14 protein-coding genes are annotated in these 14,913 nt (G+C 59.7%); 12 read left to right on the top strand and 2 right to left on the bottom strand.

Annotated elements, in window-relative coordinates:
- Window positions 1-15: 15 nt before the first annotated feature.
- The 12 genes from CFBP6623_RS01500 to CFBP6623_RS01560 all read left to right on the top strand — a co-directional run bounded on the left by CFBP6623_RS01500 (window position 16) and on the right by CFBP6623_RS01560 (window position 12,028).
- On the top strand, window positions 16-246 hold the full coding sequence (locus CFBP6623_RS01500; RefSeq protein WP_046800643.1) for a DUF2007 domain-containing protein: 231 nt from the start codon (window positions 16-18) through the stop codon (window positions 244-246).
- 6 nt (window positions 247-252) lie between these two features.
- Entirely contained in the window at window positions 253-1,053 is an 801-nt protein-coding gene (locus tag CFBP6623_RS01505; protein WP_046800644.1) for a tRNA1(Val) (adenine(37)-N6)-methyltransferase, read from the top strand.
- Between the two features lie 89 nt (window positions 1,054-1,142).
- Window positions 1,143-2,009, top strand: coding sequence for a S49 family peptidase (locus CFBP6623_RS01510; protein ID WP_046800645.1), 867 nt, complete (start codon window positions 1,143-1,145; stop codon window positions 2,007-2,009).
- A 20-nt stretch (window positions 2,010-2,029) separates the two neighbouring features.
- Window positions 2,030-2,224 (top strand): NfeD family protein, encoded by a 195-nt coding sequence (locus CFBP6623_RS01515; protein ID WP_046800646.1) that lies wholly within the window; start codon window positions 2,030-2,032, stop codon window positions 2,222-2,224.
- 208 nt (window positions 2,225-2,432) lie between these two features.
- Window positions 2,433-3,413 carry an acyltransferase family protein gene (locus CFBP6623_RS01520; RefSeq protein WP_046800647.1) on the top strand — a complete coding sequence of 327 codons (981 nt, stop codon included), beginning with the start codon at window positions 2,433-2,435 and terminating at the stop codon, window positions 3,411-3,413.
- Window positions 3,414-3,534: 121 nt separating this feature from the next.
- Entirely contained in the window at window positions 3,535-4,488 is a 954-nt protein-coding gene (locus tag CFBP6623_RS01525; protein WP_046800648.1) for a glycine--tRNA ligase subunit alpha, read from the top strand.
- Between the two features lie 51 nt (window positions 4,489-4,539).
- Window positions 4,540-4,980 carry a hypothetical protein gene (locus CFBP6623_RS01530; RefSeq protein WP_046800649.1) on the top strand — a complete coding sequence of 147 codons (441 nt, stop codon included), beginning with the start codon at window positions 4,540-4,542 and terminating at the stop codon, window positions 4,978-4,980.
- Between the two features lie 120 nt (window positions 4,981-5,100).
- Entirely contained in the window at window positions 5,101-5,652 is a 552-nt protein-coding gene (locus CFBP6623_RS01535) for a LemA family protein (RefSeq protein ID WP_020010489.1), read from the top strand.
- 84 nt (window positions 5,653-5,736) lie between these two features.
- Complete coding sequence (locus CFBP6623_RS01540; protein WP_046800650.1) at window positions 5,737-7,014, top strand: 3-phosphoshikimate 1-carboxyvinyltransferase; 1,278 nt, start codon at window positions 5,737-5,739, stop codon at window positions 7,012-7,014.
- A gap of 23 nt (window positions 7,015-7,037) precedes the next feature.
- Entirely contained in the window at window positions 7,038-8,978 is a 1,941-nt protein-coding gene (locus CFBP6623_RS01545) for a DUF2207 domain-containing protein (protein WP_046800742.1), read from the top strand.
- Between the two features lie 100 nt (window positions 8,979-9,078).
- Complete coding sequence (gene glyS, locus CFBP6623_RS01550) at window positions 9,079-11,301, top strand: glycine--tRNA ligase subunit beta (RefSeq protein WP_046800651.1); 2,223 nt, start codon at window positions 9,079-9,081, stop codon at window positions 11,299-11,301.
- Window positions 11,302-11,533: 232 nt separating this feature from the next.
- Window positions 11,534-12,028, top strand: coding sequence for a DUF523 domain-containing protein (locus CFBP6623_RS01560; RefSeq protein WP_080842280.1), 495 nt, complete (start codon window positions 11,534-11,536; stop codon window positions 12,026-12,028).
- Window positions 12,029-12,250: 222 nt separating this feature from the next.
- Here CFBP6623_RS01560 and CFBP6623_RS01565 read toward each other — a convergent pair whose 3' ends face one another.
- Window positions 12,251-14,074 (bottom strand): methyl-accepting chemotaxis protein, encoded by a 1,824-nt coding sequence (locus CFBP6623_RS01565; RefSeq protein WP_080842278.1) that lies wholly within the window; start codon window positions 14,072-14,074, stop codon window positions 12,251-12,253.
- Window positions 14,075-14,400: 326 nt separating this feature from the next.
- Window positions 14,401-14,910: a plant virulence effector HPE1-like domain-containing protein gene (locus tag CFBP6623_RS01570; protein ID WP_080842708.1), complete on the bottom strand. Its 510-nt coding sequence runs from the start codon at window positions 14,908-14,910 to the stop codon at window positions 14,401-14,403.
- Between the last annotated feature and the right edge of the window lie 3 nt (window positions 14,911-14,913).

The following is a 14,913-nucleotide window of genomic DNA, read 5'->3' on the forward strand; positions in this document are numbered from 1 at the left end:
ATTTAGGGCTTATCCATGCGTGAATTGATCCGTACCAACGATGCCGTGCTGCTCTCCTTCGCTGAAAGCCTGATGAAGGACGCCGGCATCCACTGCCTTGTTGCCGATCAGGCGATGAGCATTCTGGAAGGTTCGCTCGGCCTTTTGCCCCGAAGGTTCCTTGTGGAAGAGGAGCGTGCCGATGAGGGGCGGCGCATCCTCATCGATGCCGGGCTGGGCGACGAGTTGCGGGGCGAAGAGGCTTAAGGCGACGTGGGCGACGATATTTCCGAAACGATTGACGCCTTTCACCGGGGCCGGTTTCACATCCTTCAGCCGAAGGGCAGGGGGCACCGCGCCGGCATGGACGCCATGCTTCTGGCCTCGCTGGTGGCCGATGACCGCCCCTGCCGGATTGCCGATCTCGGTGCGGGCGCAGGTGCGGCGGGTTTTGCGGTTGCCGCCCGGCTGGAGACGGCCGAGGTAACGCTCTACGAACGTTCGCCGGAAATGGCGGATTTTGCCCGCCGCAGCCTGCTATTGCCGGAAAATGCTGGCTTTTCCGCTCGGCTAAGCGTGCGCGAGGCCGACGTGACGCTGCGGGCGAAAGCGCGTATCGAGGCGGGCTTGCCCGATGACTATTTCCATCACGTCATCATGAACCCGCCCTATAATGATGCGGGTGATCGCCGCACGCCGGATGCCCTGAAGGCCGAAGCCCACGCCATGACGCAGGGCCTGTTCGAGGACTGGATCAGAACCGCAGGTGCGATCATGGTTTCGGGCGGGCAGTTGTCGCTGATTGCACGGCCACAATCGGTGGCGGACATCATTGCCGCCTGCGGCAGCCGCTTCGGCGGCATGGAGATTACCCTCATTCATCCACGTCCCGGCGAAGACGCGGTGCGCATGCTGGTTACCGCCATAAAGGGCTCGCGGGCGAGGCTGTCTTTTCGGGCCCCGCTCATCATGCATGCGACTGACAGCCACGCCTTTACCCCCTTCGTAGACGACCTGAACAATGGCCGTATCGCCTATCGCCGCAATGTAAAGGCAATCAAACCCGGCTTATAAATATCGCCGTTCCGCCGGCCGCACCATTGTGTTTTCCCGGGCGATACATACATGCCTGACGAACAGGCAAATGCTGCGAGGATTGAGTTGTGGGTTTTTTGAAGTATCTGGTACCGAAACGCTTTCGCAAAAAAGAACTCGTCATCCCTGTCGTGCGCATGCATGGTGCGATCATGGCGGGCGGCAGCCAGTTTCGCCCCGCGCTTAATCTAGCCTCCTATGCGCCGCTGCTTGAAAAGGCCTTCGCCATCAAGGACGCGCCGGCCGTCGCCATCTCGCTCAACTCTCCCGGCGGCTCTCCGGTGCAGGCGCGGATGATCTATAATCGCATCCGCCAGCTTGCCGAGGAAAACGAAAAGAAAGTCCTGATCTTCGTTGAGGATGTGGCGGCCTCCGGCGGCTACATGATCGCGCTTGCCGGTGATGAGATCATTGCCGACCCCACCTCCATCGTCGGCTCGATCGGCGTCGTCTCCGGCGGTTTCGGTTTCCCCGAAATGCTGCGGAAGATCGGCGTGGAGCGTCGCGTCTACACGGCCGGCGAAAACAAGGTCATCCTCGATCCCTTCCAGCCGGAAAAGGAAGGCGATATCGACTACCTGAAGTCGCTTCAGGTCGAAATCCACAATGTTTTCATCGATATGGTGAAGATGCGCCGCGGCGCGAAACTGGTGGACGATGAGACGATCTTCTCCGGTCTGTTCTGGACCGGCATGCGCGGTCTCGATATTGGCCTGATCGACGGGCTGGGCGATATGCGCGAGGTGTTGCGCCGTCGTTACGGCGAAAAGGTCAAGCTCCAGCTCGTCAGCGGCGGGCGCACCCTGTTCGGCAAAAAAGTGCCGGGCGTGAATGCGGCACTCGGGCTGAATGGCGAAAGGCTCGCTGCAGGGGCAGTCTCGGGACTTGCGGAGGTTGCCGAAGAAAAGGCATTGTGGTCGCGTTTCGGTCTTTGATGTCGCGGGAATAGAGCCTTATGGCGCAGCTGATTACAATCATCCTTCTGGTGGTGGGATCCATCATCCTTTACCGCCGCTTTGTGCGCGATGCGCAAAAGCTGTCTGCAAAATCGAAACAGCGCGAAAAGGAACGCGAAACCGGTGCCATCGGCACGCTGATCAAGGACCCGGAGACCGGCGAATATCGCGTCAAGCGCGAGGATGATGCGTAACCGCGGGCGCGAAGCGACGCGTTGCGCCAGCATCGGGGCTTAAGTCACAGGTTAACCCAAAAAGCAGCTTGTTCAGATATACCCCAATTTCTGCAAGTATTTTTGCAGGATTTATGCAACTACTGGTCCACGATATTTGAGATTGATCTGCAGCGCTTCGCCCAAAGCCGGCTGAAGCCTCGCACGAGGTTGCTGGACGGGGTATTTTTTGCAGAAAGTTCATTCCATTCAGTTTTTGCGAGCAGTCGCAGCGCTGGCCGTCATGTTTTTCCACATTGCCGGCACGCCTTTCACGATCGGCGCAGCCGGAGTGGATGTTTTCTTCGTCATATCGGGATTTGTCATGGGGCTGGTCGCTGACAAGTCGCCGCCCGGCAAGTTCCTGCGCCATCGTCTCTTCCGTATCGTGCCGCTTTACTGGGCCATCACATTCGTCATGTGCCTTGGCGCACTGGCCGGGGTGTTTTCCACCTTCACCTTCACAATGGAACATCTCTGGAAATCACTGCTCTTTGTCCCCTATGTCAACGCTGCGGGCCAAGTGACGCCGCTGGTGCTGGTGGGCTGGACGCTGAATATGGAGATATTCTTCTATCTCGTTTTCGCGCTGGGTCTTGCATTGCGTGCGCCGATCTCCGTAACCGTCGTCATCCTGTCGGCAATGGTGGCCGTGGGGCAAATGGCGGACTGGCAATCGCCGTTCATGCAGATTTGGGCATCGCCCCTGCTGCTGGAATTCCTCGCCGGGCTTATCCTGTCCCGGATTGCCTTTGCGGGCATGCGCAGTGGCATCGCCGCTCTGGCCCTGTCTTTTGTCGGTTTTGTTTTCGCGGCCGGTATCGGTGAGCAATTTGGCCTTTTGCGCATACTGAGCTGGGGTTTGCCTGCCTTTCTGCTCGTTGCGGGTTGTGTCTGGATCGAAAGAGCCGGTGGCTGGCCGGAATCGTGGCTGAAGCCTTTCGAAATTGTTGGCGACGCCTCCTATGCGCTTTATCTCCTGCATGGTCTGGTCATTTCGATAGTCCTGAAGGTCATTGCGCCGGGCTTTGCGGCGAGCATCGTGATCGTTGTTGTTGCACTGGCTGTGTCTATTGCGGCGCATATTCTGTTCGAAAAGCCCGTCATCAGGCTTTTCAGAAAGTTCGCCGATCGCGGTGTCGCAAGTTCACGCGCAGAAGCTGCGGGCTGATCAGCCGAGGGCCGAAGGCGGCTTATGCATAAAACCTTGACCCCCACGCCATGCCGTGGCACGTGTCCGCATCCGAAGTAAGTCAGTGCTTACTTGTCCTCCTAACGCCGCGATGACTGCAATGACCGATATTCCAGACCATATGAACCCGAAGCGTTCCTTTCAGGCGCTGATCCTGACGCTGCACAATTACTGGGCCGATAAGGGCTGCGCGGTGTTGCAGCCTTACGATATGGAAGTGGGCGCGGGTACATTTCATCCGGCAACGACGCTGCGCGCACTCGGCCCGAAGCCGTGGAAGGCCGCCTATGTGCAGCCGTCGCGTCGTCCTTCCGACGGTCGTTACGGCGAAAACCCCAACCGTTTGCAGCACTATTACCAGTACCAGGTCATTCTGAAGCCCAACCCGTCGAACCTGCAGGAACTCTATCTCGGTTCGCTGAAGGCAATCGGTCTCGATCCGTTGCTGCATGACGTACGCTTCGTTGAAGACGACTGGGAAAGCCCGACGCTCGGCGCCTGGGGTCTTGGCTGGGAATGCTGGTGCGACGGAATGGAAGTCTCGCAATTCACCTACTTCCAGCAGGTCTGTGGCATCGAATGCTCGCCGGTTGCCGGCGAGTTGACCTATGGTCTGGAGCGTCTGGCCATGTATGTTCAGGGCGTCGACAATGTCTACGACCTGAACTTCAACGGCCGCGAGGGTGAAGAGAAGATTTCCTATGGCGACGTCTTTTTGCAGGCCGAGCAGGAATATTCCCGCCACAACTTCGAATTTGCCGATACCGGCATGCTGCATCGGCATTTCATCGACGCCGAAAAAGAATGCCAGGCGCTGCTCGCCGCCGGCGCACCTGATGATAACGACAACCAGCGCCTGCACAAATGCGTTTTCCCGGCCTATGACCAGTGCATCAAGGCAAGCCACGTCTTCAACCTTCTGGATGCGCGCGGCGTGATCTCGGTGACGGAGCGCCAGAGCTATATCCTGCGCGTGCGCACGCTGGCGAAAGCCTGCGGCGAGGCCTTCCTGCTGACGGATGCGGGCGGGCTGAACTGGAACAGGGCCGCCTGATTTTTGAAGGCGAGTTCAAGCCAGACTTTTAATGAAAATGGAAGGCCGTTCTTGACGGCCTTTTATTTTGTGTGGATTGGTATCCTTAATATAGCAGTGGGTTTAACCGTGAATAATATTAGAAATTTCTGTTTTTTATTTGTGCTTACACTCGGATGCATTTTCGGCAATGGCGCGGCTGCGGAAACGACAGACTGGATGAGCGGCAAGGATGCCTTTGCCCGCGCCGACAAACTGCGTTCTTTCGGAATGATCGTCACCCGCATGGAATGCAAGGATAGCGGCCAGCGCTCTCTCGATGTGGGCAGCGCGCTCGTCCGCATGCACTACACGCGTAATACGAAAATGCTCGACTGGGTCATTGACGGCTGGAATCATCTGGAAGGAAACAAGGAATATTGGGCCGAGCGCGGCTACAGGCTTGCCTCCTATACTCTTTTTGTACGCAAGGTATCCGGTCTGAAGTTATATTGTACCGTCTTTTATAAATAACGGGTGTTTGCTTCTCGCGGCGTCTCTCTTCCGGCAAAAACACAGAGAATGACCGAAGCCTCATGACTTTGCGGGAATGAGCGGCTATCGTGCGCGCATCGAAGCTGGGAATCGCAATTCATGTTCATCACGCTGGCAATCATCGCGGCAATCGCGCTTTATGTCGTCTTCATCTATAACGGGCTGGTCAAGGCGCGGCAGATGAAGGAAGAGGCGTGGTCGGGCATCGACGTGCAGCTGAAGCGCCGCGCCGATCTCATCCCCAACCTCATCGAGACCGTGAAGGGTTACGCGGCACATGAAAAGAGCACCTTCGAGGAGGTGATCGCCATGCGCAACCGGGCGCAGGCCGTGCCGGCAGGGGATGTCGAAGGCCGCGCCCAGGCGGAAGGGCTGCTGTCGCAGGCGCTCGGCAAACTCTTCGCGCTCGCCGAAGCCTATCCCGACCTCAAGGCCAATACGAACTTCCTGGAATTGCAGCGTTCGCTTGAAACCATCGAAGGCGAGCTCCAGATGTCGCGCCGTTATTACAATGGCGCCGCCCGCGATCTCAACGTCAAGGTGGAAAGCTTCCCGTCCAATCTGGTTGCAGGCCAGTTCGGATTTGCCAAGGCGCCCTATTTCGAGATCGAGAACCCGGCTGACCGCGCCGTGCCGACAGTGAAGTTCTAAGGGTACTGCCCCCGCGGCTTAAAACCTCCCGCTCAAATTCCGATAATCCGGCTCTTCGCCGCATTCATTGACAAGACGACAATCATGATCGAATTGACCATCACCCCACCCGGCCACCCGCTTTCCGGCAAGGTCGAACCGCCCGGCTCCAAATCCATCACCAACCGTGCGCTTCTCTTGGCTGGTCTTGCCAAGGGCAAAAGCCGTTTGACCGGCGCACTGAAAAGCGATGACACGCTTTATATGGCAGAAGCCCTGCGCGAGATGGGCGTGAAGGTCACCGAGCCTGATGCCACGACCTTCGTGGTGGAAGGCACGGGCGTTTTGCAACAGCCGGAAAAGCCGCTTTTCCTCGGCAATGCCGGCACCGCCACGCGCTTCCTCACTGCCGCTGCCGCACTTGTGGATGGTGCCGTCATCATCGATGGCGACGAGCATATGCGCAAACGCCCGATCATGCCGCTGGTGGAGGCGCTGCGTTCGCTCGGCGTCGAAGCGGAAGCGCCGACCGGTTGCCCGCCCGTCACGGTCTGCGGCAAGGGCACGGGTTTCCCGAAGGGCAGCGTCACCATCGATGCCAACCTGTCCAGCCAATATGTGTCGGCACTTCTGATGGCCGCCGCCTGCGGCGACAAGCCTGTCGATATCATCCTCAAGGGCGAGGAAATCGGCGCGAAAGGCTATATCGACCTCACCACATCAGCCATGGAAGCCTTCGGTGCCAAGATTGAGCGGGTCAGCAACGCCATCTGGCGCGTGCATCCGACCGGCTATACCGCGACGGATTTCCACATCGAGCCGGATGCCTCCGCCGCCACCTATCTCTGGGGCGCGGAACTTCTGACCGGTGGTGCGATCGATATCGGCACGCCCGCCGACAAGTTCACCCAGCCGGATGCCAAGGCCTACGACGTCATGGCCAAGTTCCCGCATCTGCCCGCCGAAATCGACGGTTCGCAGATGCAGGACGCCATTCCCACCATCGCGGTTCTTGCTGCCTTCAACGAAACGCCGGTGCGCTTCGTCGGCATCGCCAACCTGCGCGTCAAGGAGTGCGACCGTATCCGTGCCGTTTCGCTCGGCCTCAACGAAATCCGCGATGGTCTGGCACATGAAGAAGGCGACGACCTGATCGTGCATGCCGATCCCGCACTTGCAGGCCAGACGGTCGATGCTTCCATCGACACCTTCGCCGATCATCGCATCGCCATGAGCTTTGCGCTGGCGGCGCTGAAGATCGGCGGCATCGCCATCCAGAACCCGGCCTGCGTGGCCAAGACCTATCCCGGTTACTGGAAGGCGCTCGCCTCGCTCGGCGTCGATTACACGGAAAAGGAAAGCGCTGCCGAGCCGCAGCACTGAAGCCAATGAGGAGGGATCGCCCCGTGAAGACCATCGCCGCAAGACTTCTCGCGCTGTTCGTCTTCCTGGGCGTCGCCTTTCCGGCCCTAGCGGAGGAATTCATCCGCTCCTACCATTCCGTCGTCGAGGTGGCGGCGGATGGCAAGCTGGCGGTGACGGAAACCATCACCGCCCGCGCCGAAGGCCAGAACATCAAGCGCGGCATCTTCCGCGATTTTCCGCTTTATGCGCTGGACGCGAATAACCGCCGCACGAAGGTGGATTTCAACGTCGTTTCGGTCGAGCGCGATGGCACGCCGGAAAGCTGGCGCACCGAAAATATTGATGGCGGCATCCGGATCTATACCGGCAGCGCCGACCGTTTTCTGCCGACCGGCGAACATGTCTTCCAGATCACCTACACCACCGCCCGGCAAATCCGTTATTTCAGCGATTATGACGAGCTGACCTGGAACGTCACCGGTAATGGCTGGCAATTCCCGATGGGCGAGATTTCCGCGACCATCACTCTGCCGCAGGGCGTCAAGGCCACCGATACCGCCGTCTTCACCGGCCCGCTTGGCGCGAAGGGCAAGGATGCGCGCATTCTGAACGAAGGCAACGAGGTGTTCTTCGCCTCCACCCGCCCGTTTACGGTTGGCGAGGGCATGACGGTTGCCGTCAAGCTGCCCAAGGGTGCGATTGCCGCCCCCGATACCTCGCAGGAGGCGGGCTGGTGGCTGCGGGATAATCTCGCCATCCTGCTTTCGGGCGGCGGGCTTCTGGCTGTGCTGTTTTATTACCTGCGGGCATGGTTCGCCGTTGGCCGCGATCCGGCGAAGGGCGTGGTCGTGCCGCGCTGGGATGCGCCGGAGGGCCTTTCTCCGGCTCTCGTCAATTATGTCGACAACAGGGGTTTTTCCGGCGCTGGCTGGACGGCACTCTCTGCCTCGGCCCTTGATCTGGCGGTAAAAGGCTATGTCGTTCTGGAAGATCTGAAGAACTCCATCGTCATTCGCCGCACGGAAAAGGCAGCCGCCGCCGATCTGCCGACTGGGCAGAAGACGCTGCTTTCCTCCATCGGCGGTCCGGGCGAGACGCTCACCATCGACAAGGCCCATGGTGCGGAGGTCGAAAAGGTCGGCAAGCAGTTCCGCGCAGCGATTGAAAAAGAGCATCGGGGCAAATATTACCACAGCAATTCCGGTTATATTTTCTTCGGCATCTTCTTCAGCATCGCCCTCATCGTTGCAACACTGGTCTTCGGCGATCTGGATGAGTTTGCCATTGCCGCCGTGCTGGTCTTCGGCTTTTTCGCCTTCTTCTTCAGCATCCTGTCGATCGGCATCGGCCGGCAGTTCTCGCGCGGCGCATCTCTGAGGAAACGCATCGGCGGTATCGTCATGCTGGCCTTTGCCGGTTTCGTGGCTTTTTCAGCCATCGGCGGCATCGCCACACAAGTCCTGCTGGATGTGACGCATGACACCAAGTCGCTGGCGCTGGCGGCTATCGGTGGCATCGTGCTTACCAATGCGCTTTTCCTGTTTCTGATGGGGGCGCCCACACCGCTCGGCCGCAAGCTGATGGACGGCATCGAAGGCCTTAGAACCTATCTGACGCTGGCGGAAAAAGACCGGATGAACATGGCGGCCGCTCCCGCCATGTCGCCGCAGCATTTCGAGACGCTGTTGCCCTATGCCGTGGCGCTCGGCGTTGAAAAACCGTGGAGCCGCACCTTCGAGACCTGGCTCGCAACAGCTGCCGCAGGTGCCGCCGTGGCAAGTTATGCGCCCGGTTGGTATTTGGGCAGCAATTACGGCAGCTTCGGCGACAGGATCGGCGGCTTTTCCACCTCCATGGCGAGCACCATCGCCTCCACCATCCCACAACCCGTCAGTTCGTCCAACTCCAGCTTTTCGGGCGGTGGCGGCGGCGGCGGTTTTTCCGGCTCCGGTGGCGGCGGCGGTGGTGGCGGCGGCTGGTGAAGCCTGCCAGCGGTAATTTAACCGAATGCCTTGGTGACTTTTGCCGCGTTGCTTGCTAAGCCGACCGCAATCGTCCGACAACAGATAAAGTCCTGATCCCATGCCCGATCTTCTGCTTGAACTCCGCTCCGAGGAAATCCCCGCCCGCATGCAGCGCAAGGCGGCGGGCGATCTGAAGAAACTCGTCACCGATGCGCTTGTGGAGAGAGGGCTGACCTATGAGGGCGCGCGTGAATATTGGACGCCGCGCCGCCTGACGCTGGATATTCGCGGCCTCAACGCCCGCTCCGCCGATGTGCGCGAGGAAAAGAAAGGCCCGCGCACCGACGCCAATGAAAAGGCCATCGAGGGCTTTCTGCGCGGCGCCGGCCTCAACGATATTTCCGAGGCTCAGGTCGTTTCCGATCCGAAGAAGGGCGATTTCTACGTCGCCATCATCAACAAGCCGGGCCGCCCGGCGGAAGAGATCATCGCCGAGGTGATGCCCGGCATCATCCGCTCCTTTCCCTGGCCGAAATCCATGCGCTCCGGCCCGGCCTCCATGCCGAAGGGTTCCAGCTATGCCGGCATCGAAGGCAAGGGCTCGGAAAGCCTGCGCTGGGTGCGCCCGCTGCAATCCATCGTCTGCCTGTTCGGCCCCGAACATGACGAAACCCAGGTCATTCCTTTCGCCATCGACGGCATCGTCGCCGGCAACGTCACCTATGGCCATCGTTTCCATGCGCCCGGCCCGATCACCGTGCGCCGTTTCGAAGATTATGTTTCGAGCCTCGAAAAGGCGAAGGTCATTCTCGATGCCGAGCGCCGCAAGGATATCATCCTGCACGACGCCAAGGATCTGGCTTTCGCCAACGGTCTCGATCTGGTGGAAGACGAAGGCCTGCTAGAAGAAGTCTCCGGCCTTGTCGAATGGCCGCAGGTGCTGATGGGCACCTTCGAGGAGGACTACCTGCAGATCCCTGCGGAAATCATCCGCCTCACCATCAAGACCAACCAGAAGTGTTTCGTCACCCGCAATCAGGGTGCGGAAGAAGGCCTTTCCAACCGCTTCATCCTGATCTCGAATATCGAGGCAAGCGATGGCGGCAAGGAAATCATCCACGGCAATGGCAAGGTCGTGCGCGCCCGCCTGTCGGACGCCCGCCACTTCTGGAACCGCGACCAGGGCGACCTGCCGGATCTGGAAACGCTGAAAGATTCGGCCGCGAAATTCGGCCTCGATCTCAAGAAGCCGCTCGATCAGCGCATGGCGAAGCTCGATGCATTGAACGTCACCTTCCATGCCAAGCTCGGCACGCAGGGTGAGCGCGTCGCCCGCATCCGCGAACTGGCGAAGGCACTGGCCCCGGTTGTCGGCGCCGATGCCGATTTGGTGGACCGCGCCGTGGTGCTGGCCAAGGCTGATTTGCGCACCGAAGCCGTGGGTGAATTCCCCGAGCTTCAGGGCCTGATGGGCCGCAAATATGCGGCGCTTCAGGGCGAAAACGAAAGCGTCGCCGCCGCCATCGAAGATCACTACAAGCCGCAGGGTCCGTCTGACCGCCTGCCGGCCGACAAGGTGGCGATTACGGTCGCTCTGGCCGACAAGCTCGATACACTCGTTGGTTTCTGGGCCATCGATGAGAAGCCGACCGGTTCGAAGGACCCCTTCGCGCTGCGCCGTGCGGCGCTCGGTGTGGTGCGCATTATTCTGGAGCGGAATGTTCGGCTGCCGATAGCGGGCATTTTTGAACCATGGCTACAGCACGTTACGGAAAACGTAACTTTCGCGAAAAATCCAGATGACGTCATGTTTGAAGTTGAGGCTGATCTCTTGGCCTTCTTCCACGACCGCCTGAAAGTCTATCTCCGCGATCTCGGCGCGCGTTACGATCTGATTGACGCCGTCCTGACACCGGAATCCGACGATCTGCTGATGATCGCCCGCCGTGTCGAGGCGCTCACCGCCTTCATCACCGGTGAGGAAGGCCGAAACCTTCTGGCGGGCGCCAAGCGCGCCACCCAGCTTCTGGCCGCCGAGGAAAAGAAGGGCACCGTGGTTGCCGATGGCGTCTCTGAAGAGCTGCTGAAGCTCGACGCCGAAAAGGCGCTTTATGCGGCGATCAAGACTGCCTCTGCCGATGCCGCGAAGGCCGTCGAAGGTGAGGATTTCCGCTCGGCCATGCAGGCGCTTTCGACGCTGCGCGTCCCTGTCGACAAGTTCTTCGAGGATGTGCTCGTCAATGACGAGGATGCGGCCATCCGCGCCAACCGTCTGGCGCTGCTGAAGGCCATCCGCGAGGCGACCGGAACGGTTGCGGATTTCTCGAAGATTACGGGGTGATGGGTTTCGGGGTAGCCAGGTATGTAAGCGTGCTTGGTTCACCCCCCTCTGTCCTGCCGGGCATCTCCCCCTCAAGGGGGGAGAACGACCCGTGGCAACCTCCCAGCCACATTGAACGTTTCGGGAAGAGCGAGGAGCATGCCTCTTGCCGATCTCCCCCCTTGAGGGGGAGATGCCCGGCAGGGCAGAGGGGGGTAAGCCGCAGCCTCCATTCCCGCAGGATGACTCCCCATTGACCCACGCACCTCCCAAAATCCTCATCAGCGCCTGCCTCCTCGGCCAGCCCGTCCGCTACGACGGCAAGGGCAAATCTCTATCCCACCCTGCAATAGAGCGCTGGCGAAGCGAGGGCAGGCTGGTGACGATCTGTCCGGAGATGGCGGGTGGTATGCCCGTTCCGCGTCCACCGGCGGAAATTGAGAGGGGCGCGTCCGGTCTCGATGTGCTGGAGGGCCGCGCCCGTGTGCTGGAGGTGACCGGTGGCGATGTCACCGCGCAATTCATCGCCGGTGCGCAAAAGGCGCTGGCCTTCGCCAAGGCCAATGGCTGCACCCATGCGCTGCTGATCGATGGCAGCCCGTCCTGCGGGTCGGTCGCGATCTATGACGGTTCGTTCTCCGGCCTCAAACATCCGGGCAATGGCGTGACGGCGGCGCTGCTCGGAAAAGCCGGTATTACCGTATTTTCACCTGCCGATATCGATCGTCTCGATACGCTGACCCGCTGAAATGAGACGCCGCCAATACGGCGTTGCCTGCTTCTCAACGTTGCAAGTACTCTCTGCCGTCATCCTCCCCCTTAAGGCAAGAATCCTGAACGCAGTCTGGCCATGGATCCTGGGGTCGAGCCCGAGGATGATGCCGGATATGTGGGGAACGGTTGGAAAACCACATAAAAATGCCGGGTCTGTGCCCGGCATTTTGTTTCAATCGCATGAGACCGTTAGTGGTCACCCCGCCATACGCATCTGCTCTGCCATGCCGTGAAGCTGGTGGCCGGCGGAAACGCGGAAGCCGCGGATGAGGTTCAGCAATTCTTCGGTATCCACGGCCAGCGCTTCGGCCGAAGCCGTGGTTTCTTCCGCCATGGCGGCATTGTGCTGGGTGGCGACATCGAGCTGGTTGAGCGACGAGGAGATCGAGCGCAATGTCGTGTCCTGTTCGGCAGCCGAATGGGCGATCTTGCTGACGATCTCGTTAGCGGATTTGATCTGGTCCGAAATGCGTTTCAGCGCGTCACCGGCCTCACCGACAAGGCGCACGCCGTTTTCGACCTGGCTGGAAGAACGGGCGATCTGGTCCTTGATCTCCTTGGCAGCGGCGGCGGATTTCTGCGCCAGTTCGCGCACTTCCTGCGCCACCACGGCAAAACCCTTACCGGCTTCACCGGCACGTGCTGCCTCCACACCGGCATTCAGCGCCAGAAGGTTGGTCTGGAAGGCAATGTCGTCGATCACGCCGATGATGTTCGAAATCTGGTCGGAAGATTGCTCGATGCCGCTCATCGCTGATATCGCCTCTTCCACCACCCGGTCGCTGCGCATGGCCTCCGAGCTGACGGTGGTGACGCGCTTGGCGGCGTCGGCTGCACCCTCTGCTGTCTGGCGCACTGCAACGGTCAATTCATCCAGAGCGGCCGAAGTTTCCTCGAGGTTTGCTGCCTGCCGTTCGGTGCGCTGCGAAAGCTCGTTGGAGGCCTTGCGGATTTCCTCCTTGGAGCCGCCGATGTCGATGCTCTTGGAGTTCACCTTGGCCATGGCGGCGTCGAGATGGGTCAGGGCCTCGTTGAAATTGTCGCGCAGCGCCGCATAACGGTTGCCGAGATCGCCGCAGCGAACGGTCAGATCGCCGCCGGCGAGCTTCTCCAGCGCCTCGCCGATGGTGGTGACGACGCGCGCCTGCAATGCGGCTTCGTCGCGCTGCATGTCGAGATTGTTCTGGCGTTCCGTGTCGAGCTGTTCCTGCTGTTCTTCCTGCCGGCGCTGCATGGCGTGGCGCTCGCGCACCTTGTCCTGCAGCGAGGCGGTGGCCTTCGCCATCATGCCTACCTCGTTGGTGAGACCGGTATGGGGGATTTTGAGCGAGACATTCTCATTGGCCACTTCGCCAAGCGCACGGTGAATATCGCCAAGCGGTTTGGAAATGCCGCGGATGACGTAGAAGGCGGCGGCAAGCGCCAGGATGAAGATGGCGGCACCGATGGACAGCGCCTTCATCACTTCGCCGCGCACCTGCGCGTTCAGATCGTCGATATAGACGCCGGTCACGACCACCACCTGCCAGGGCTCGAAGGCAAGTGCGTAGGAACTCTTGGCGTAATCATTGCCTTCCATGCCGGGCTTCGGACCGTAGAAATCCGTCTGGCCGCCGCCCTTGCGACCAAGCCGCACCAGCTCGTCGCGATAAGCGAACCCCTTGCTATCAGGCTTGCCCTTGAAGTTTTCGCCGACCCGCTTGGCATCGGGATGGAACTTCATCGTCACGTCATAGTCGTACCCGAACAGATAGCCATCAGGGGTGAACCGTATGGCGCTGACGGTGGCGTAAGCCTGTTTCATGGCTTCTTCCCGCGACAGCGTTCCGGCGGTTTCCTTGTCATGGAAGGATTGCAGAATGGAAATGGCCGATTGCACCTGCGTCCGCAGCATGCCGTAGCGTTCCTCATAGATCGCATCGGTGGCGGATTTCAGCTGGTAAAACGTCGCCACGGAGAAGGCGGCCATAAGGGCCACAACGAGTACGATCAGCTGGCGGGAAATGGAGAGGTTCTTCATGGGCGCTCACAAGCGTTTGGCGTCGCGGCCTTAAAAGGTCGCGCGCTGCCGAAGTTTCGGAAATGGAAAGGGCGCCTGATGCGCGGTGAAGGGCCTGAAAAGCGAGCGTCCGCCCAGGCCTCATATTGTGCTGCATTGCACCATGAAGTCACTTAGCGGCCAAAAATTTGAATAAATATTTAATTAGCGAAAGCTTTATCAGCTTGGCTGACAGAATAACGGCCGGAAAATATATTATTCTCCGAATGGTTGCTGAGAGCTACGATAAATACAGCAATGACGCGATTATTTAACGTTTGTCAGGAAAACGCGCCGAGTGCTGCCCGTCAGTTGCCACGCAATTTGAAATCCGGGAATACGGGTGCGGTAATCGCCGAGGCGCTGGTTGGAGCTGCGGCATCATCGCCAGAGATTTCCTTGACGCCTGCGGTCGTCGTCGTCACGTCGATACCGGCAGGTGTCGAAACCGTTTCTTCCGGGTGCGCCACGGGTTCGGCATCGTCATAGGTTGCGATTGCGGTACTGGAGGTTTCCGACATCCATGCGGGATTGGTGCTGACGAAGGTAACCGGCGCACCGCCGAGCCAGGCCTCGGTGCGGATGAGTGTGCGTTTGCCATCGACTTCGCGCATTTCGGTATGTTGCGTGCCCGGCTCGATGGATGGGATGGCATAACCTTGCGCTGCCGTTTTGTCTTGTACTGGTTCGCAGCCCGTGCAGTCACGGCGAACAAAGCTACCGTTACTGACATGTACGCCATTGATATATTCGATGGAAGACGCCATGGCCGAACCGCCGGTCAGCGCGAGAATGGCTGTCAAAAGAAGACGACGCATCGA

The sequence above is a fragment of the Agrobacterium tumefaciens genome (assembly GCF_005221385.1).
Taxonomy (GTDB): domain Bacteria; phylum Pseudomonadota; class Alphaproteobacteria; order Rhizobiales; family Rhizobiaceae; genus Agrobacterium; species Agrobacterium tomkonis.